The sequence below is a fragment of the Yoonia sp. 67-2 genome (genome assembly GCF_035117555.1).
Taxonomy (GTDB): Bacteria; Pseudomonadota; Alphaproteobacteria; order Rhodobacterales; family Rhodobacteraceae; genus Yoonia.
On record NZ_JAYKPK010000005.1, the window covers coordinates 280,340 to 299,240 of the forward strand.

The 18,901-nt window shown below is 60.3% G+C and carries 15 protein-coding genes and 1 tRNA gene; 6 read left to right on the forward strand and 10 right to left on the reverse strand.

The window, feature by feature from the left end:
* Window positions 1-72: 72 nt before the first annotated feature.
* From VOY09_RS10790 to VOY09_RS10800, 3 genes are read left to right on the forward strand one after another with little or no spacing between them, the layout of a single operon-like run.
* A complete protein-coding gene (locus VOY09_RS10790; protein ID WP_322895469.1) occupies window positions 73-768 on the forward strand; it encodes a DUF484 family protein in 696 nt (231 codons plus the stop codon).
* Window positions 765-1,679 carry a tyrosine recombinase XerC gene (locus tag VOY09_RS10795; protein ID WP_322895470.1) on the forward strand — a complete coding sequence of 305 codons (915 nt, stop codon included), beginning with the start codon at window positions 765-767 and terminating at the stop codon, window positions 1,677-1,679. Before VOY09_RS10790 ends, VOY09_RS10795 begins: the two co-directional genes overlap by 4 nt.
* Before the next feature lie 42 nt (window positions 1,680-1,721).
* Window positions 1,722-2,417, forward strand: coding sequence for a CDP-alcohol phosphatidyltransferase family protein (locus VOY09_RS10800; protein ID WP_322895471.1), 696 nt, complete (start codon window positions 1,722-1,724; stop codon window positions 2,415-2,417).
* Window positions 2,418-2,502: 85 nt separating this feature from the next.
* On the opposite strand, the gene ileS is transcribed toward VOY09_RS10800, so the two are convergent.
* The 5 genes from ileS to rpsD form a co-directional block, all read right to left on the reverse strand.
* Window positions 2,503-5,490, reverse strand: coding sequence for an isoleucine--tRNA ligase (gene ileS, locus VOY09_RS10805; protein ID WP_322895472.1), 2,988 nt, complete (start codon window positions 5,488-5,490; stop codon window positions 2,503-2,505).
* 178 nt (window positions 5,491-5,668) lie between these two features.
* On the reverse strand, window positions 5,669-6,436 hold the full coding sequence (locus VOY09_RS10810; protein WP_322895473.1) for an extensin family protein: 768 nt from the start codon (window positions 6,434-6,436) through the stop codon (window positions 5,669-5,671).
* Complete coding sequence (locus VOY09_RS10815) at window positions 6,436-7,362, reverse strand: prephenate/arogenate dehydrogenase family protein (RefSeq protein WP_322895474.1); 927 nt, start codon at window positions 7,360-7,362, stop codon at window positions 6,436-6,438. The genes VOY09_RS10810 and VOY09_RS10815 overlap by 1 nt, the downstream gene beginning before the upstream one ends.
* Complete coding sequence (gene hisC / locus VOY09_RS10820) at window positions 7,362-8,447, reverse strand: histidinol-phosphate transaminase (RefSeq protein ID WP_322895475.1); 1,086 nt, start codon at window positions 8,445-8,447, stop codon at window positions 7,362-7,364. Before hisC ends, VOY09_RS10815 begins: the two co-directional genes overlap by 1 nt.
* Window positions 8,448-8,717: 270 nt before the next feature.
* Window positions 8,718-9,338 carry a 30S ribosomal protein S4 gene (gene rpsD / locus VOY09_RS10825; protein WP_322895476.1) on the reverse strand — a complete coding sequence of 207 codons (621 nt, stop codon included), beginning with the start codon at window positions 9,336-9,338 and terminating at the stop codon, window positions 8,718-8,720.
* 454 nt (window positions 9,339-9,792) lie between these two features.
* Between rpsD and VOY09_RS10830 the strand changes: the two genes are divergently transcribed.
* Both VOY09_RS10830 and VOY09_RS10835 read left to right on the forward strand, forming a co-directional pair.
* Window positions 9,793-10,260 (forward strand): DMT family transporter, encoded by a 468-nt coding sequence (locus tag VOY09_RS10830; protein WP_322895477.1) that lies wholly within the window; start codon window positions 9,793-9,795, stop codon window positions 10,258-10,260.
* Window positions 10,257-10,679, forward strand: coding sequence for a DMT family transporter (locus tag VOY09_RS10835; protein WP_322895478.1), 423 nt, complete (start codon window positions 10,257-10,259; stop codon window positions 10,677-10,679). Before VOY09_RS10830 ends, VOY09_RS10835 begins: the two co-directional genes overlap by 4 nt.
* 12 nt (window positions 10,680-10,691) lie before the next feature.
* Here VOY09_RS10835 and VOY09_RS10840 read toward each other — a convergent pair whose 3' ends face one another.
* The 5 genes from VOY09_RS10840 to VOY09_RS10860 form a co-directional block, all read right to left on the reverse strand.
* Window positions 10,692-11,528, reverse strand: coding sequence for an NAD(P)-dependent oxidoreductase (locus VOY09_RS10840; RefSeq protein WP_322895479.1), 837 nt, complete (start codon window positions 11,526-11,528; stop codon window positions 10,692-10,694).
* A 20-nt stretch (window positions 11,529-11,548) separates the two neighbouring features.
* Window positions 11,549-12,751: an FAD-binding oxidoreductase gene (locus VOY09_RS10845; protein ID WP_322895480.1), complete on the reverse strand. Its 1,203-nt coding sequence runs from the start codon at window positions 12,749-12,751 to the stop codon at window positions 11,549-11,551.
* Between the two features lie 77 nt (window positions 12,752-12,828).
* Window positions 12,829-16,134: an error-prone DNA polymerase gene (locus tag VOY09_RS10850; RefSeq protein ID WP_322895481.1), complete on the reverse strand. Its 3,306-nt coding sequence runs from the start codon at window positions 16,132-16,134 to the stop codon at window positions 12,829-12,831.
* A 60-nt stretch (window positions 16,135-16,194) separates the two neighbouring features.
* Window positions 16,195-17,661 carry a DNA polymerase Y family protein gene (locus VOY09_RS10855; protein ID WP_322895486.1) on the reverse strand — a complete coding sequence of 489 codons (1,467 nt, stop codon included), beginning with the start codon at window positions 17,659-17,661 and terminating at the stop codon, window positions 16,195-16,197.
* Window positions 17,630-18,307: a hypothetical protein gene (locus VOY09_RS10860; RefSeq protein WP_322895482.1), complete on the reverse strand. Its 678-nt coding sequence runs from the start codon at window positions 18,305-18,307 to the stop codon at window positions 17,630-17,632. Before VOY09_RS10860 ends, VOY09_RS10855 begins: the two co-directional genes overlap by 32 nt.
* Window positions 18,308-18,499: 192 nt before the next feature.
* Here VOY09_RS10860 and VOY09_RS10865 point away from each other — a divergent pair.
* Window positions 18,500-18,589, forward strand: a tRNA-Ser gene (locus tag VOY09_RS10865).
* Window positions 18,590-18,901 lie beyond the last annotated feature (312 nt).

Consider the following 18,901-nt stretch of genomic DNA (forward strand, 5'->3'; position numbering starts at 1 on the left):
CACCCGTAAAAAAGTTGCGGCACTGCCCTGCCAGACCTGTTAATGTGTCACAAAACAAAAGCAGAGCAGCCCATGACCAAACCAGCACTTGCCGATGATCTTCGCGCGAAAATCATCGCAAACCCCGATTTTTTACTGGACGATCCCGATCTGATGCGCGCCCTTGTGGGGGCCAATGACGATGCCAAAGGCAATAATATCGTCGATCTGCGCGCCATCGCGATGGACCGGCTTGAGGCGCGGTTTGACAAGCTTGAAGACACCCATCGCAATGTGATCGCCGCCGCCTATGACAATCTTGCCGGCACCAATCAGGTGCATCGCGCGATCCTGCGGATGATGGATGCGGCGACTTTTGCCGGATTTCTGACCGATCTGGCGGGCGATGTCGCCAATACTCTGCGCGTCGATGCGATCCGTCTGGTGCTGGAGGTCAATGACCCCGACCATCAAAGCGATCTTGGCCCGGTCGTGGCTTCGGTTGCGTCGGGTTTTGTCAGTGATTACATCACGATGGCGCGCAATCTGCCCGCACGGCAGGTCACGTTGCGCAAATTCACCAATGTCGGTGCCAGCCTTTACGGCGAAAACGCGAGCGAGATCAGATCCGAAGCCTGTCTGAAGCTCGACCTTGGCACCGGGCGTCTGCCCGCGATGCTGGTGATGGGCAGCAAGGATGCACAACTATTCAGCCAGAGCCAAGGCACTGATCTGATGGCGTTTTTCACCGGCGTGCTGGAACGGGTGCTGCGCCGCTGGCTGGGATGATCGCGCCTGCGCTGACACAGGCGCTGGATCATTGGCTGGACCAGCAGCGCGCATTGGCCGGGGCAGCCCCCAATACGATCAAGGCCTATCAGGCCGATGTGCTGGGCTTTCTGACCTTCATGACACAGCATCATGGCGGCGCGACGGGGCTCGCCCCTTTGGCCCGGATCAGCGTCGCCGATATGCGCGCCTGGATGGCGCATGAACGCAGTCGCGGCGTGGCGGCGCGGTCATTGGCGCGATCTTTGTCGGCGGTCAAATCCTTCTACCGCTGGCTGGCCCAGCGCGAAGGGTTTGAACCGACAGCGGTCTTATCGACAAGATCGCCGAAATTCAGCGCAAAACTACCCCGCCCGCTCAGCCCGCCAGCCGCCAGTGACATGATCGATCAGGTCGGGCTGCAATCGCGCGAGGCTTGGGTCGCCGCCCGCGACGGCGCGGTGATTACCCTGCTTTACGGCTGCGGTCTGCGGATATCAGAGGCTTTGTCACTGACCGGCAAGGATACCCCCCTGCCACCGGTGCTGCGGATCACCGGCAAAGGTGGCAAGGAACGGATTGTCCCGGTGCTGGATGTCGCCCGGGATGCTGTCGCCGAATACATCCGGCTTTGTCCTTATGAGGTGACACCCACAGCCCCCTTGTTCCGCGCGATCCGTGGTGGCCCACTTGCCCCCCGCGCGATCCAGAAAGTCGTGGAACAGGCCCGCCTGCAACTGGGTCTGCCTGCAACGGCCACACCGCATGCCTTGCGCCATTCCTTTGCCACCCATCTGATGGCGGCGGGCGGCGATCTGCGCAGCATTCAGGAATTGCTGGGCCATGCGTCGCTGTCTACAACCCAGGCCTATACTGCGGTGGATAGCGCGCAACTGATGGCTGTCTATGACCGCGCCCATCCCAAAGCCTGAGTTTACGATTGCCCCGCAGTGAAAATTAGCTATGACAGTTTGATGAATCTTCGTGCCAAAGCCCTTTCCGTTCACCTGCTCACCGCCTCGGGCGCTGTCTTTGCGATGCTGGCGATGCTGGCCGCGGTCGAACAGAAATGGGATCTGATGTTTTTGTGGCTGGTGGTCGCGTTCTTTGTGGACGGGATCGACGGCCCCTTGGCCCGCAAATATGAGGTCACGCGCAACGCACCGGTCTTTGACGGTGTGCTGCTGGACCTGATCATCGATTACCTGACTTACGTCTTCGTGCCTGCCTATGCCCTGTTCAAATCCGGCCTGTTGCCCGGCTGGACCGGATGGTTCGCGATCATTGCGATCACTTTTGCCTCGGCGCTCTATTTCGCCGATACAAGGATGAAAACAAAAGATTATTCCTTCTCCGGCTTTCCGGGCTGCTGGAACATGCTGGTGCTGGTGATCTTTTCGCTGGAACCGAATTTCTGGATCTCGCTGGTGTTGGTGTCATCTCTGGCCGTAGCGATGTTCCTGCCGCTGAAATTCGTCCATCCGGTGCGCACCAAACGCTGGCGGATGGTGACTTTGCCGATGGCGCTGGCCTGGACCTTGTTTGCCGGTTGGGCCGCCTGGGTGGATTTCCATCCACAAAGCTGGGCGCATACAGGGCTGGTCGTGACCTCGGTCTATCTGCTGTTCGCCGGGATTTCGCAGCAGATCATGTATGGCAAGGACGGCTAAGACAAAAACTTTGATGCCTCCGGCGGGGATATTTATGCTCTGACGATGTGAAAAGGGGCAGCGTTTTCGCCGCCCCTTTCCCGTTTTAGCTCAAAGCCTCATCGCAGCGCCCGCAGACGCCCGGATGGCTATGAGTGCCGACATCCGGTAGGATTTTCCAGCAGCGTTCGCATTTCTCGCCATCCGCGCGGGCAAAGACCACGGCGATATCAGCCACATCGTCCAGCTTGAACGCGCCGTCTGGTGCGGCATTGGTGCTGATCGTGATGCCGGACGTGATGCACAGATCATCAAAGGCAGTGGTTTCCAGCACCTTCGCCACATCGGCACTGACATAGACGGTGGGGGCCGCCTCCAGCGATGCGCCGATGACCTTGGCGGTGCGTTCGACCTCTAACGCGCCGGTCACGACACGGCGGGCGCGGCGCACTGTCGCCCATTTCGCGGCCAAAGCATTGTCGCGCCAATCGTCCGGCGTTGCGACGAAATCTTCCAGATGGATCGAACTGTCATCGCCGGGGAACCGTTCCAGCCAGACCTCTTCCATCGTGAAACACAGCATCGGTGCCAGCCAGCGGGTGATCCGGTGGAACAGGATATCCAGCACGGTCCGTGCCGCCCGGCGGCGCGCCGTATCGCCATCGCAATAAAGCGCGTCCTTGCGCACGTCGAAATAGAAGGCAGAGAGATCGACAGTGGCGAAGGTAAAGACCGCCTGAAACACGCCCTGGAAATCATAGCGCGCGTAACCTTCGCGCACGGTGACATCCAGTTCCGCCAGCCGGTGCAGCACCCAGCGTTCCAGTTCCGGCATATCTGCCGGGGCGACTCGGTCAGCCTCGCTGAAATCAGCCAGCGAGCCCAACATAAAGCGCATCGTGTTGCGCAACCGACGATAGCTGTCGGCGACGCCTTTGAGGATCTCATCCCCGATCCGCAGATCAGCCGTGTAATCCGACTGCGCCACCCAAAGCCGCAGGATGTCCGCGCCATATTGCTGCACGACCTTTTCGGGCGCGATGGTATTGCCGATGGATTTGGACATTTTCATGCCCTTCTGATCCAGCGTGAACCCATGCGTCAGCACGCCGCGATAAGGCGCATGGCCTTTGGTACCGCAGGCCTGCAACATCGAGGAATGGAACCAGCCGCGATGCTGGTCGGTACCTTCGAGATACAGATCGGCCATCCCATCCGTCGACCCATCGGCGCGGTCGCGCAAAACGAAGGCGTGGGTGGAGCCGGAATCGAACCAGACGTCGAGGATGTCGAACACCTGATCGTAATCATCAGGGTTCACGCTGCCGGTCAGGAAACGTTCCTTGGCACCTGCTTTATACCAAGCGTCCGCGCCTTCTGCCTCAAAAGCTTCCAGCACGCGGGCGTTCACAGCTGCATCGCGCAGCAGGAAATCCGGGTCGCCGGGTGCGGCCCCTTTCTTGGTGAAACAGGTCAGCGGCACGCCCCAGGCGCGTTGCCGAGACAGGACCCAATCAGGCCGCGCCTCGATCATCGAATACAGCCGGTTCCGGCCCGTCTTGGGCGTCCATGTCACCAATTCATCGATGGACCGCAAAGCGCGTTCGCGGATCGTCGTGCCATAGGTGTCGTTGCCGTCGCCCAGCGGCTGATCGACCGCCACGAACCATTGCGCCGTATTGCGATAGATCACCGGCGCTTTGGACCGCCAACTATGGGGGTAGGAATGCTTGATCTTCCCGCGTGCGAGAAGTCCACCGACTTCGACCAGCTTGTCGATGACGGCGGTGTTTGCATCGCCTTCCTTGCCATTGGCTTTCAGGATCAGCTTGCCGCCAAAGAAGGGCAGCGTTTCGCGGAAAGACCCGTCGTCCATCACATTATAGGTGATGACCTGCTGCAACATGCCAAGGTCACGATAAAGCTCATATTCCTCCATCCCGTGGGACGGGGCGCAATGCACGAAACCGGTGCCTTCTTCATCGGTGACGAAATCAGCAGCGCGGAAATCGCGCGGTCCGTCCCATTCGCCATTGGCCCCTTCGGCCCCATGCAGTGGGTGGGTCAGTGTCATCCCGGCAAATTGGGCCGGGGTCACATCGCGCACGCGCCGCCATTGACCCTCTTCCAACCGGGCGCGGGCAAAGGTCTGTGCTGCCAGCTTATCGGCAAGGATATAGCGTTCGCCTTTCCTGACCCAGCTTTCCGCGGGCGTGTCCACAACCTCGTAAAGGCCATAGTCAAAGCCAGCACCATAGACGACAGCCTTGTTCGACGGGATCGTCCAAGGCGTTGTGGTCCAGATTACCACATAGGCACCCACCATATCGTCATGGGTCTGCGCCACAGCCTCGGCCACGGATTCGCGGTCGCTGTCCGTCGCTTCTTCATCTGACAAGGCGACATCGGGCAGATCAAAACTTGCCACCCGGAATTTCACCCAGACGGTAAAACTTTCCTTGTCATGATATTCCACCTCGGCCTCGGCAAGTGCGGTCTTTTCCACCGGCGACCACATCACGGGCTTGGACCCTTGATACAGCGTCCCATTCATCAGGAATTTCTGGAATTCCTCTGCAATCACTCGTTCTGCATGAAACGCCATCGTCAGATAGGGGTCGTCCCAATTGCCGGTGATGCCAAGGCGTTTGAATTCCTCGCGCTGGATATCGACCCAGCCTTCGGCAAATTTGCGACACTCCTGCCGGAAATCGACGACATCCACGGCGTCTTTATCCTGCCCCTTGGCGCGGTATTTCTCTTCGATCTTCCATTCGATCGGCAACCCGTGGCAATCCCAGCCCGGCACATAGCGCGCATCGCGGCCCATCATCTGCTGGCTGCGTACGACCATATCCTTCAGGATCTTGTTCAGCGCATGGCCGATATGCAGGTTGCCATTCGCATAGGGCGGGCCGTCATGCAGGGTGAAGGGTTTGCGCCCTTCGGCCTTGGCGCGGAGTTTGTCGTAAACCCCGATCTGCGCCCAGCGCGCCAGCCAATCGGGTTCGCGTTTCGGCAGGCCCGCGCGCATCGGGAAATCGGTTTGCGGCAGGTTCAGGGTATTTTTGTAATCAGTCGTCTCGGCGCACATGTGTCGCGTCCTTTGGTCAATCGTGAATGTAAGGAAAGATGAGGCGCGGTGCGCAATCGCTTGCACCATAGTCCCGGTCGGTCTGAAAGATCAAACCGCCGGGCAAGTAATGCGTAGGATCATCATGCTGGTCATGGCCGCGCTTATAGAACCCAAGCCACGCAGGGTAAACCCGTGATCAGCGGCAATAGGTGCCGTTGCGATACCGTGCCGTGTCAAAGTGGAAATGGTCATGGTGAAACCGGTTCGCTTCGGGCCCAAGCACGGTGCCGAACGGCCCGCAAGCCGCCTGCCACATGCGGCGCAACAAAGGCCCATGGGTTGCGTTGTTCCACCCGCGCAGCACAGTGATATCAGAGCCATCGCGCAAGCCGATTGCGGCAATATCGATGGCGCGACCCAGCGCATGTTCTGACATCCGCCCGGCGGTGGCATTGTTGCGGTTGCGGCAGGCGTAATGCGATCCGACGCGCAGGCTGTCGATGCCGCCGCCCAGATCGCCGATGGCGGGCACAGCACCTTCGGTCACCCAGTCTTTCAGGGCCTCTGCCGTGCCGCAATCCATCGTCGCCTGCGGCACCAGCGTCACCCCAGCGACAGCCTTGACCCGCACCGCATCGGTGACACCGCAGGCACCCGGCCCTTCGACAACGCCCAGCACCTCGCCTTGCAGCGATACATCACCACAGATCTGGCCACGCTGGCGGGCAATCTGCTGTTCCTGCGCGACGGAGGCGACGCTGGCAGGACGCGGCACCGGGCGCAAAGATTGCTGGACGGCCAAAGCACTGGTTTGAGGCGAGACGATCTGGGGTGGTCTGTTGCCGATACTCTCCGGCCGCGCGACAGGACGCAGAACTGAGGCGGGCACGGCAGTGCTGCCCTCATCCTCCTGCGCCGCCAAAGGGCTGACCCAAAGGGCAAGACCGATGGCCAGCGCGCGCATCATCCCCGCTTGGTCGCCGGTTTGCGGCCAAAGTTCGGGGCATCGGTATCCTGCCCCGCCTCGATAATCGACCGGCGGATCGACCTTGTGCGGGTAAAATAGGCATGCAGATGATCACCATCGCCGAGCCGGATCGCACGCTGCAGGGCGAATAATTCCTCGGTAAAGCGGCCCAGAATTTCCAGCGTCGCATCCTTGTTGTGCAAGAACACATCGCGCCACATGGTGGGGTCAGAGGCCGCGATCCGGGTGAAGTCCCGGAAACCGGCGGCGGAATATTTGATCACTTCGCTATCGGTCACCCGGCGCAATTCATCCGCCACGCCGACCATCGTATAGGCAATCAGATGCGGCGTATGGCTGGTGACAGCGAGCACCAGATCATGGTGATCGGCGTCCATCTCATCAACATTGCTGCCAATTTCGCGCCACAGATCCGCCAGACGCGCGACCGCCGCCGGATCGGTGCCCGCGACCGGCACCAGAATGCAGAACCGATTGTCGAATAATTCGGCAAAGCCGGACCGTGGTCCCGAGTGTTCGGTCCCTGCCAACGGATGGGCGGGGATGAAATGCACCCCTTCCGGCACAAAAGGGCTGACCGCATCGATCACGGCCCGTTTGACCGATCCGACATCGCTCAGCGTGGCCCCCTTTTTCAGATGTGGCCCGATTTCACGCGCAACAGCCTCCATCGCGCCGACCGGCACGCAAAGCACGACCAGATCGGCATCCGCCACAGCCTCGGCCGCCGTGTCGGTCACGAGATCGCAAAGGCCAATCTCACGCGCGATGGCGCGGCTTTCAGCCGACCTTGCATAGCCTACGATCTGTCCCGCCAGACCGCCCCGCCGCATCGCATGGCACATGGATGACGCAATCAGCCCCAACCCGATCAGCGCAACCTTGTCATAGATCACTGCCATCAACGCGAGCCTTTGAACTGCGCGACGGCATGCACCACCCGGCGACAGGCCGATTCGTCACCCACGGTGATCCGCAGACATTGCGGCAGACCGTAACCCGCCACCTGCCGCACGATGATCCCCTGTGACCGCAGATAGGCATCACAGGCCTGCGCCTCTTCCGCGCTGGCGAAACGGGCGAGGATGAAATTGGCACTGGACGGGTCCGACGGCACGCCCAATTCAGCCAGCCCCGCGGCCAGCCAGTCGCGCCAGCGGGCGTTTTCCACCCGGCACCGCTCGGTATGGGCCGCATCGCGCATTGCGGCCTCGGCAGCGGCAAGGGCGGCGGCAGACAGGTTGAACGGCCCACGCAGGCGGTTCAGCACATCGATCACCGCCTGCGGGCCGTAAGCCCAGCCGATCCGCAACCCGCCCAGACCGTAAATCTTGGAAAAGGTCCGCGTCATGATGACATTGTCACGCGCATCGACCAAAGACCGGCCCGCATCAAACCCTTCGACGAATTCGGCATAGGCCCCGTCCAGCACCAGCAACGCCTGTGGCGGCAGGCCGGCCGCCAGACGGGCGACCTGATCCTCGGATATCATCGTTCCAGTTGGGTTGGCCGGATTGGCCAGATAGATCAGCCGTGTCTTATCCGTGCAGGCGGCCAGGATCGCATCGACATCGACGACACGGTCGCGTTCCGGCACGACGACAGGGGTCGCGCCACAAGCATGGGCATAGATCGGATACATCGAAAACCCGTGTTCGGTGAACATCACCTCATCACCCGGCCCGGCATAGGCTTCGCCTAGCAATTTCAGAATCTCGCCTGATCCCACGCCACAAATCACACGGGCCGGATCAACCTCCCAGACATCTGCAATCGCGTCGCGCAGTGAGGCATGATCAGTGGACGGATAACGGTGCAATTCATGCGCGGCACGGGCAAAGGCCTGCATCGCCGCGGGGCTCGCGCCCAAGGGGTTCTCGTTCGAAGAGAGTTTCAGAACATTGCTCTGCCCTTCCAGCTGCGATGCCCCGCCCACGTAAAGCGCGATATCGAGAATGCCGGGTTGCGGTTGAATGCCATTCGCCATGCTTAGGTCTTCCGTATGAAATCAGGGCCGTTCTAACGCCGCGACAAGGCCGTGACCAGAGACAAGACAATTCGCGCAACAAGAGATTAAAGATATGTGCACGCAGCGCACGGCACTTCATGCACATCCGCGCCGCAGGCCGTGAATGACGCTGATCTTCCCCGCAGGGAAGGTTGCCTGGCTTTGTTCAAAATCCGGATCAACAATACAAAAACAAAAGGCCGCCCCAGTGGGACGGCCTTCCGAAACTGCAACAGATATGCAGTAAAATCAGTTCTTGGCGTAGAATTCGACCACGAGGTTCGGTTCCATCGTCACCGGATAAGGCACATCGGCCAAAGTCGGTGTACGCACGAATGTCATGACCATCTTGTTGTGATCGACTTCCATGTAATCGGGCACATCACGCTCTGGCAATTGTGTTGCAACCAGCACGATTTCCAATTGCTTGGATTTCTGACGGACTTCGATCACATCGCCTTCTTTCACACGGTAGGAAGGAATGTTCACGCGCTGGCCGTTCACGGTCACATGGCCGTGGTTCACGAACTGGCGTGCGGCAAAGACTGTGGGAACGAATTTCGCACGGTAAACAACCGCATCCAGACGCCGCTCCAGCAGACCGATCAAGTTTTCACCGGTGTCGCCTTTGACACGTTCCGCTTCGGCATAAATGCGACGGAACTGTTTTTCGGTCAGGTCGCCATAGTAACCCTTCAGCTTTTGCTTGGCGCGCAGCTGTGTGCCGAAGTCGGACAATTTGCCCTTGCGGCGCTGACCATGCTGGCCGGGGCCGTATTCACGACGGTTGACGGGGGATTTTGGGCGACCCCAGATGTTTTCACCCATCCGGCGATCAATTTTATATTTGGCAGCGGTACGCTTTGTCATACGCTGATCTCCTTCATTCAGTTGCGAAGGGCGTTGTCCTTTGCGTGGATTTTGCCACGCCGACAGGGTTCCGCTTGCGCGGTCCACCAACACCAATGAAAGGGCCGGTTACAGACCTGTCCGGCCTATGTCAACGGGCAGTGTAAAACCAAAGTCGTTAAAATATGCGTTTTATGACAAATTCTAACCACATCTCCCGGTCATCTAGGGCGTGGGACAGCAAGACCGATCTCACGCGCATTGTTTGTTAATGATTGTGGTGGTGGTGTGGTCTGGTGAACAAGCGGCGCCTGTTACGCATTGCTATTGTTGGTAATGTACTTTGCAAGTGCCACTTGCCACCGACGCGAGTGTGGTTGCTATTGTTGTCCCACCCGCCCGCCGCCGCAATGATTTTGCGCCAGGCGCGCGGATAGCGATTGCCTTTCCCTGGACCAGTCGCGAGATATTGCGCATGTCTGATCTGGTCCGGTCCCCACGTCTTTTGCATTTTGCCGCCGCCTTTGGGGCCGGTGGTCTGCTGTCGCTGATGGTCTTGTTCAACGGCACGCTGGCCGCCTATGGGTCATTGTTTTTTGCCTCTTGGGTGCCACATCTGACAGGTACCTGCCTTGCGGTTGTCATCCTGCTCGCCCTGCGCCCCGGACGTGCCAGCCCAAAGCGACCGCCGCTCTGGGCCTATCTGGGCGGGATCGCCGGCGGCGTCACTGTCATGCTGACCTCGGCCACAATGAACAGCGCGCTGGCATTGTCGGGCACCATCGCGCTTGGGCTGGCCGGGCAGATGGTGTTCAGCCTGATCGCCGATATTCGCGGGTTGTTCGGATTGCCGCAAAGGATGCCAAAACCGCGCGATTATCTGGCACTGGTGCTGATCATCGCGGGCAGTCTGGTGCTGATCTTTTTCGGTGGCGTGGCATGATTTTTGCGGCTCTCGCCATTCTGGCAGGCGTGCTGGTGTCGCTGTCGCGCCAGATCAACGGGCGGCTGGCTTTGTCCACCTCGGCGCTGGAATCGTCGTTCTGGAATCACTTTGTCGGGCTGGTTTTCATCACGTTGGCGGCGCTTGTGTTTGGCGGGCTCTTCGCCGGTGCGCCGCAGGATGCGCCCTATTGGGCCTATCTGGGCGGGCCGGTCGGTTTTGTCTTTATCGCCGCCGGATCCTGGCTGATCCCCCGGATCGGGGCGGCGCAGACCGCGCTTTTGATTATCGCGGGGCAGATGATTTCGGGCGTGGTGATCGACATCATCATGGGCACGGCGGGAAATCCTTTGGCGCGCATCGCCGGGGTGGCGCTGATCCTTGCGGGCATGTGGGTGTCGCGGTCGGCCAAAGACTGACCGCGACCAGCCTCAGGTCGTCTTTTTATCGTTCACCACGCCAAGGGCGGCGACACCGGAATTGCCCAGTTCAACGGTGGCGAAAGGACCGCCGATGCACAGATTTGCAAGGTCCTTGTTGTCCAAAGGCGGGGTCTTGGCAAAGACATCCTTGGCGAATTCTTCGGCGTTATCCTTGGGCCGGTAGCCCAGATGCCCGGCCTTGCTGTTATCCACCACGGCACGGTCATTGTTGGAAATGCCCCAGACCTTGGTGAACCCCACGACAGGGCTGTCGATCGACCGTTCCACCAGATGGATCAGATCATCATAGGACAGCCAAGTGCCGATGCTGCGGGCATTCGTGGCCTGCGCGCAGGAGAAAATCCGCATACAGACCGATTCCACACCGCGTTTGTCCCAGTACAAACTCGCCAGATCCTCGGCAAAGCACTTGGCCAGACCGTAATAGGTGTCTGGCCGGTGCGGCGCATCCAGCGTGATGGTGTCGGTTTTCAGATGCATCCCCACGGCATGGACCGAACTGGCATAGACAACACGTTTGACGCCATTGCGATAGGCAGCTTCCCAGACGTTATAAGCGCCAATGATATTGGACTGAAGGATATCGTCCCAAGGTGCCTCGTCCCCGATGGCTCCGAAATGCACGACCATATCGGCACCTTTCAGCACCTCTTCCATCGCGGACAGATCGGTCAGATCAGCCTGCGTATATGACTCGCCCTCATAAAGTTTGCCGATATCATGAATAATATCGGTAGAAACGAGGTGATCCGCCATCCGCGTCAGCGGTTCGCGCAGGTAGGACCCAAGCCGGCCTGCGGCCCCTGTCAGCACAAGTTTCTTCATCATCTTTCCTTTCAACATGATCAGATCACCGCTTTTTCGGTGAACCTTTCACCCTTTTCGATGCGGGCATAGCTGAATGGGGTCAAGTCCAGCGTGCGATATGCGCCATAGGTGATCCATTCCGCCATCCCGCGCCCCATGGCGGGGGCTTGCTGGAAACCATGCCCGGAAAACCCGTTCACAAAGATGAAATTGCCGATCTTCGTATGCGGCCCGGCAATCACATTCTGGTCCAGCGTGTTGTAATCATAATGCCCTGCCCATGAATTTCGCAGTTTGACCGCCTCGAACTGGGGGATGCGGGTCGCGATGATGGGCCAGACGTGATCCTCCCAGATCGCATGATCCTCGGTGAAATCAGCGGGATCAACGGCATGGTCATCCTCGGGCGGACACCCGGCCATGTAATATTGACCATCGGTGCGGACATGGACCCCTGACGGGTCAATCGTCAGCGGCAGATCACGGTCCAGCGGTTCGGCAGCATCAAAAATGAACGTATAGCGTTTGCGCGGTTCCACCGGGATGCTGATCCCCGCCATCGCTGCTACCTGCGCGCCGCGCGTACCGGCGGCGTTGACGAGTGTGCCGCAGGCGATGGTTTCGCCACTGGCCAGTGTTACGCTTTCGACACGGGTGCCGGATGCGTTGCGGGTGATGGCGGTGACCTCGTTGGTGATATATCCCACGCCACGCTCTTTCGCGGTGCGTTTCCACCAATCAAACAGGGTATTGCCATCAAAATATCCCTCATCCACCAGATTATGGTTCCCCGCGATGATATCGTCGAGCTGGTAGAACGGATAGGCGGCGGCAATTTCATCGCGTGTCATGTGCCTTGTGCCAGCCCCGCAAGCGGCCTGCACGGCCTGCGCCGCGCGCAGGCTTTCGGCAAAGGCTGGGGTATCGGCCAGATAGAGATAGCCGAAACTATGCAGGCGCGGCTGTGGCACGCGGGGGTCATTGCCCATGTAACGTGGGAAATTCTTCACAAATTCCGCGCCGAATTGCGAAATCTGCACATTGATCGCGGCGCTGAATTGCTGGCGGATGCAGGAATTGGTCAGCGATGTCGCCGCCTGCGCATAGGTCGGGTCGCGTTCCACCACCAGAACCGATCCGTCGAAATCGGGATTATTGGTCAGAAACCAGGCCACCGATGACCCCAGCATCGCGCCACCGATGATCACCACGTCATAGCTGGATTTGGCGGGGGTCTGCATGTTTTTCTGTCTCGGCTTGAATGATCACCGGGGCAGCTTTGCCGGAAACACCGATCTGCGCAAGATCAGCCACAGCGCTAATGAAAATCGCGCGATTTTGGGATCACCCGCACATCGCGCGGATGCCCGCCGCGCGCGCCCGCGATAACAGGGCGGCGCACCTCATCCGCGCGGGCAAGGGGCGGGTCCATCGCATCATCCGACAAACGGTCCAGCGCATCGCTGCGATCGGTCAGCATATGGGCGACCACATGGATCACCGCACCGTCGCGCTGCACCACGCCTTGCACATCGATCAGGCGGGATTGCATCACGGTTTTGCGGTTCGCTTCCATCACCTTGGGCCAGATCACCAGATTGGCGACACCGGTTTCATCCTCCAGCGTGATGAAACAGACGCCTTTGGCGCTGCCCGGGCGCTGGCGGATCAGCACCAGCCCGGCCAGTTTCACCCCCTGCCCATGCCGCATCTGCGCCAGATCAGCGGCGGGGCAATAGCCTTGTTTCGCCATGCTGCGGCGCAAGAACCCCATCGGATGCGCCTTCAGCGACAAACGCAAAGTCTGGTAATCGGCGACCACCTGTTCACAGATCGGCATCTGCGGCAGGTCAAAGCGCATCTCTGCCCCCTCATCCCGGGTCTGCGCGAAAAGCGGCAGATCGGGCGCATCGCGCAGGGCGCGCGCATCCCACAAGGCCTGCCTGCGGTCGAGTATCATCGACCGCATCGCATCCGCCGCCGCCAGTTTGCGCATGGTGCCTGCATCGAGACTGGTGCGGTCCTTCAAATCCTTGAGGTCGGTAAAGGGACGTGCGCGCGCATCCATCATTCTTTGCGCCATATCGCGGCGCATCCCGTCGATCTGGCGCAGGCCCAGCCTGACCGCGAACACATCAGGGCTAAGCGGTTCCAGCGTTGTATCCCAGTCAGAGAAATTCACATCCGCCGCCCGCACGATCACGCCATGTTCGCGGGCATCGCGCACGATCTGGGCGGGGGCGTAAAACCCCATCGGCTGGGAATTCAGCAAGGCGGCGCAGAACACATCGGGGTAGTGGCATTTGATCCAGCTGGAAATATAGACCAGCAGCGCGAAACTGGCGGCATGGCTTTCGGGGAAACCGTAATCGCCGAAACCTTTGATCTGGTTGAAACAGCGCGCGGCGAATTCGGGATCATAGCCGCGCCTGATCATGCGACCGACCATCTTTTCCTCCAACATGCCGATGGTGCCATGCGACCGGAAGGTGGCCATGGCCTTGCGTAGTTCATTCGCCTCTTTGGTGGAAAATTCAGCGGCGACCATGGCGATCTTCATCGCCTGTTCCTGAAAGATCGGCACGCCCAAGGTTCGTCCCAGCACTTTTTTCAGCTCATCCGGATCATGGTCGGGTCCGGGGGTGGGGTATTCCGTCACCTCTGCTCCCGACCGGCGGCGCAGGTAGGGATGCACCATATCGCCTTGAATGGGGCCGGGGCGGACGATGGCGACCTGAATGACCAGATCGTAAAACTTGCGCGGTTTCAGCCGTGGCAGCATATTCATCTGCGCCCGGCTTTCGACCTGAAATGTACCGAGACTGTCGCCTTTGCAGAGCATATCATAGACGGCAGAATCTTCCTGCGGGACTGTGGCCAGATCGAACCGCTTGCCATGATGCGCGTCGATCAGATCAAAGGCTTTGCGGATGCAGGTCAGCATCCCCAAGGCCAGAATATCGACCTTCAAGATCCGCAATTCATCGATGTCATCCTTGTCCCATTCGATGAAACTGCGGTCCGGCATGGCACCATTGCCGATCGGCACGGTTTCGGTCAGCGCCCTTTCGGTCAGGATGAACCCGCCGACATGCTGGCCCAGATGGCGCGGCATCCCGATCATCTGATCCGCCAGCTTGATCGTGCGCGCCATCAGGGGGTCTTTCAGATCAATCCCCGCCTCTGCCGCTTGCGCCGCACCGATCTCACGGCCCCATGATCCCCAGATGGTTTTGGCCAATGCGGTAGTAATATCCTCGGACAGGCCCATGACGCGCCCCACCTCGCGCACGGCCATGCGCGGGCGATAATGGATCACGGTGGCGCAAAGTGCGGCCCGGTGGCGACCGTATTTTTCATAGATGTGCTGGATCACCTCTTCACGGCGTTCATGTTCGAAATCAACGTCGATATCGGGCGGTTCCTTGCGTTCCTCGCTAATGAATCGTTCAAACAGCAGATCATTCTTGGCCGGGTCGACGGCGGTGATGCCCAGCACATAGCAGACAGCCGAATTGGCGGCTGATCCGCGCCCCTGACACAGAATTGGCGGGTTACATTCATGGCGGGCAAAATGCACGATCTGGTGGATGGTCAGGAAATATTGGGGGATATCCAGCTTGGCGATCAGAGCCAGTTCCTTGCGCAACGTGTCCTTGAGCGTAGCGGGCACACCATCCGGATAGCGCGCTGCGGCCCCTGCCCATGTCAGCTCTTCCAGATAATCCTGCGGGCTACGCCCTTCAGGGACAGTTTCGCGGGGGTATTCATAGGCGAGATCGCTCAGCTTGAACCGGCAGGCATCGGCCACATCACGACTGGCACGGATCGCATGTGGCCAGTCAGCGAATAATTGCACCATCTGGGCGGGTGATTTGAGGTGCCGTTCGGCATTGGCGGCCAGCAGAAACCCCGCCTTGGCAATGGTGGTCCTGTGCAAGATGCAGGTCATCACATCCTGCAGCGGGCGGCGGTCAGGCGCGTGGTAATGCACATCATTGGTGGCCAGGATCGACAGCCCGTTTTGGCGCGCCAAAGCATCCAAGCAGTTGATCCGCGCGCGATCATCGCCACGATAAAGATAGCTCGCCGCGATATGGCGCATCCCTTTCAAGGCGCGCACGAGACGCGGCAGGCCTGCCGCAAAATGCGCCAGATCCGCCCCCGGCACGGCAATCAACTGCACGCCTTCACTATGGCCCGCCAGATCATCAAGGCTGATGTCACAGGCCCCTTTGGTCTGCCACGCGCCTTCCACATCATGCATCTTGCCTTTGGACAACAGAGCGCACAGCCGCCCATACGCAGCGCGGTCGCGCGGATAGGCCAGAAACACCTCGCCCGAGCGCAGTTGCAACCGGCAGCCGATCACCGGCCTGATCTGCGCCTTGCGCGCCGCCGCATGCAGGCGCACCACCCCGGCCATGGAATTCAGATCTGCACAGCCCAAAGCATCATAGCCCAAAGCCCAGGCCGTGCTCGCCAGATCGACGGCATCAGAGGCCCCGCGCAGAAACGAAAAACAGGTGGTCACCCCGAGTTCGACAAAATCGGCGCGCGGATTGGGCGCAAACGCCTCGCCCTCCAATTCCCGTTTGGGGTGCTGATGGTCATTTTGTGGCATGACATCCCCGCTTCTTATTTCGCCAAATACTCCCGCCGGAGGCAGCGCAACCTATCCGCATCACGCAAACATCCCATGGACAAACCAGCGCGGATCACCGCCGCGACCATCGGCATGCAACCCTTCACGGTAGAGCCATAACCGCCGCCCCGCCTGATCCTCGATCTTGAAATAATCGCGCAACCGCGTGCCGGGGCGGTCCTTCCACCATTCCGGCGCGATCCGTTCGGGGCCAGCATAGCGCGCCACGCGATGCACCTGCCGGCGCCATTGGAATTGCGCGGGCGGGCCTTCGGGCACGGCATAAAGCACGCGGATTTCCTCGGGCGGGGCCAGCAGGCGGATCGGGCGTTCGCTGGCGGGCGCGGGCATCACCGCGGGCGGCGTGGCCAAAGCGGGCAAGCGCGCCTCGGCCCGTTCGGGGATATGGCTTGCGCGCAAGATGGGGCGGGCGACAGCGCGGTCGCCAAAACGCGCGGCCAGCCGGTCGAGCAATTGCGCCAGTTGCAGATCATCATCCGACCCGCCCTCCAGATCATTCTGGATATTCTGCATCCGCGCCAGATCGCCCGCCGCCAGCGTGATCAGGTCAAAGCCGAAACCGGGGTTGATCTGTGCAACCTTATCGCGAAACAGGCTGTGCAGATGCACAGGGTCGCGTGACGGGGCAGACATGGCGACATCGACATGGCTGACATCGCCATCGGTGCGATACACGGTCAGATGCAACCGCCGGCAGCCTTGGCCTGCCTGATGCAGCAGATCACACAGATCGGCACAAAGCGCGGGCAGATAGGGGGTGGGGTCGAAGATCGGTTCGGGCAGACGGCTTTGCACGACAAAACGCGGCGCGGCATCGACGCTGGACACTGGTTCTGCAAGGCTCCCCAGCGCCTGATCCAGCCGCAAGACCGGATTGGCCGCAAGGGCCGCCTTGGCGAAACGGCGGGTCAGCGACAGGCGCGGCACATCGATCAGCGCACCGATGGTTTTCAGCCCCAGACGGCGCAACAACAGCACGGTGGCAGCGTCCAGCCGCAAACCCGTGACCGGCAGCGCGCCCAGTTTCACCGCCACCTGATCCGCGCCACAGATCGCGCGGACCGGCCCGAACCGGGCCAAGGCCCAGGCCGCGCCCCAGGTCGGGGCCACGGCGAGCTGTGACGTCAGGCCGAGCAAGGACAATTGCGTTTCCATCTCGACCAGCATCGCGGCCTCACCACCCAGCAGATGATCGGATCCGGTGGTATCCAGAATGATGCCATCCTCGCCATCGCGCACGCTCCACGGACACCAGCGCCGCGCCCAAAGCACCAGACGGTCCAGCGCCGCACGGTCGCCCGCCTGATCAGCATAGGCGACCTGCAAATCCGGGCAGATCGCGCGCATATCAACGACCCGCGATCCGGGCATCACCCCTTCCAGCCGGGCTGTGCGATTGGCGGCATGGACCACCGGGCCATGCTGCGCCGCGCGCGCCAGCACGAAAGGCACGTCATCCGGCGGCGCGTTGCCTTGCCGGTCCATCACCCGCGTCCAGCGGTCCATCGCCAGCTGCGGCAACCAGATCGACACGATCCGTCGCCCGGTCATAGGTCGCCACCCATTGGCCCGGTTTGGACCGGCGCGAGCGGAACAGTTCCAGCGCCCAGCGCGGCGCCCCCGGTGCCTGAGCATCGTGCGGATGCGGGGCGGACGGCAAGGCACCGATGCGCCAGCGGTCGCGCGCCGCACTTAGATTCGGGCTGGCGGCACGGCGGATCAGCCAACAGGGGACCGCTGCCGCCTCTGACCGCAAGGCCAGCCGCTTGGTCGCGGTGAAATCCAGCGCTGCGGGATCGCCCCAGACCTCGCCAATGACAGCGCCTAAGGCCTGACAACGTAGCCCTTCCTCCATCGCCCAAAGCAGATCGGCCGCACGCGACAGGCTGACCATGATCAGAGGCCGCGTCATCCTCATACCTGCCAGAGACGGACCGCCGGTTTCCTTGCGCGACAACCGGTCCTGCACCCACAAAACCGGCCGTTGCCCGGCAGGCAGAGAGGCCAGCACAAACCCCAGCACAGCCGCATCCCAGGCCGTTTCGGCAAAAGCCTCTGACAAAACAGGCTGCGCCAGCGCCGGATGATCCCCCTGCCCTGCCAAAACTTTTGGTATATGCAGCAAACCCATACACGTCAGACCTAATCTTTTGCCAAAATGTTCATGCTTTGTTCTATTTCATTCTGATGATTCTGACAATTGGCCTGCGCGACCTGCCACAGGATGACGCAGGGTTTGCAGTTCCGGCAGACCGCAGAACAAACGACATGACCTGTAATTTCCGCTTGTTCTTGGCGCTTCATTGCTGCTAGACCCCGCGGCGGAGATGTGGCCGAGTGGTCGAAGGCGCTCCCCTGCTAAGGGAGTAGGCGGGAAACCGTCTCGAGGGTTCGAATCCCTTCGTCTCCGCCACATGGCCTAACCTATTGATTTGCAACCCTGTATTTGGCAGTGGTACACAGGCTAGGGAGGTACATGATGGACCTCATCAAGAACACGCCCAGCGCCTCAGGTTCACAGGAGCCTGACATGCAGTATCTGACAAAGCCACGTGGGCATGGGTACTCTCTTCGCATGACTACACCGGAAATCCTAGTCGGGACTGAAAATCCTTGGACAGGAAAAACATTCGGGCGAGAGATCAAACGTAAGCGGTAGCTGGACAGCACGATCAGCTTAGCTTGACGGCTTGAAGTTCCACGGGAGCAGGTCGTCGAGACCGCT

Excerpts from the sequence above, each read along its gene's own strand:
- VOY09_RS10790 (WP_322895469.1), top strand. The coding sequence starts at position 73 with ATGACCAAACCAGCACTTGCCGATGATCTTCGCGCGAAAATCATCGCA.
- VOY09_RS10795 (WP_322895470.1), top strand. The coding sequence starts at position 765 with ATGATCGCGCCTGCGCTGACACAGGCGCTGGATCATTGGCTGGACCAG.
- VOY09_RS10800 (WP_322895471.1), top strand. The coding sequence starts at position 1,722 with ATGAATCTTCGTGCCAAAGCCCTTTCCGTTCACCTGCTCACCGCCTCG.
- ileS (WP_322895472.1), bottom strand. The coding sequence starts at position 5,490 with ATGTGCGCCGAGACGACTGATTACAAAAATACCCTGAACCTGCCGCAA.
- VOY09_RS10810 (WP_322895473.1), bottom strand. The coding sequence starts at position 6,436 with ATGCGCGCGCTGGCCATCGGTCTTGCCCTTTGGGTCAGCCCTTTGGCG.
- VOY09_RS10815 (WP_322895474.1), bottom strand. The coding sequence starts at position 7,362 with ATGGCAGTGATCTATGACAAGGTTGCGCTGATCGGGTTGGGGCTGATT.
- hisC (WP_322895475.1), bottom strand. The coding sequence starts at position 8,447 with ATGGCGAATGGCATTCAACCGCAACCCGGCATTCTCGATATCGCGCTT.
- rpsD (WP_322895476.1), bottom strand. The coding sequence starts at position 9,338 with ATGACAAAGCGTACCGCTGCCAAATATAAAATTGATCGCCGGATGGGT.
- VOY09_RS10830 (WP_322895477.1), top strand. The coding sequence starts at position 9,793 with ATGTCTGATCTGGTCCGGTCCCCACGTCTTTTGCATTTTGCCGCCGCC.
- VOY09_RS10835 (WP_322895478.1), top strand. The coding sequence starts at position 10,257 with ATGATTTTTGCGGCTCTCGCCATTCTGGCAGGCGTGCTGGTGTCGCTG.
- VOY09_RS10840 (WP_322895479.1), bottom strand. The coding sequence starts at position 11,528 with ATGAAGAAACTTGTGCTGACAGGGGCCGCAGGCCGGCTTGGGTCCTAC.
- VOY09_RS10845 (WP_322895480.1), bottom strand. The coding sequence starts at position 12,751 with ATGCAGACCCCCGCCAAATCCAGCTATGACGTGGTGATCATCGGTGGC.
- VOY09_RS10850 (WP_322895481.1), bottom strand. The coding sequence starts at position 16,134 with ATGCCACAAAATGACCATCAGCACCCCAAACGGGAATTGGAGGGCGAG.
- VOY09_RS10855 (WP_322895486.1), bottom strand. The coding sequence starts at position 17,661 with ATGGACCGGCAAGGCAACGCGCCGCCGGATGACGTGCCTTTCGTGCTG.
- VOY09_RS10860 (WP_322895482.1), bottom strand. The coding sequence starts at position 18,307 with ATGGGTTTGCTGCATATACCAAAAGTTTTGGCAGGGCAGGGGGATCAT.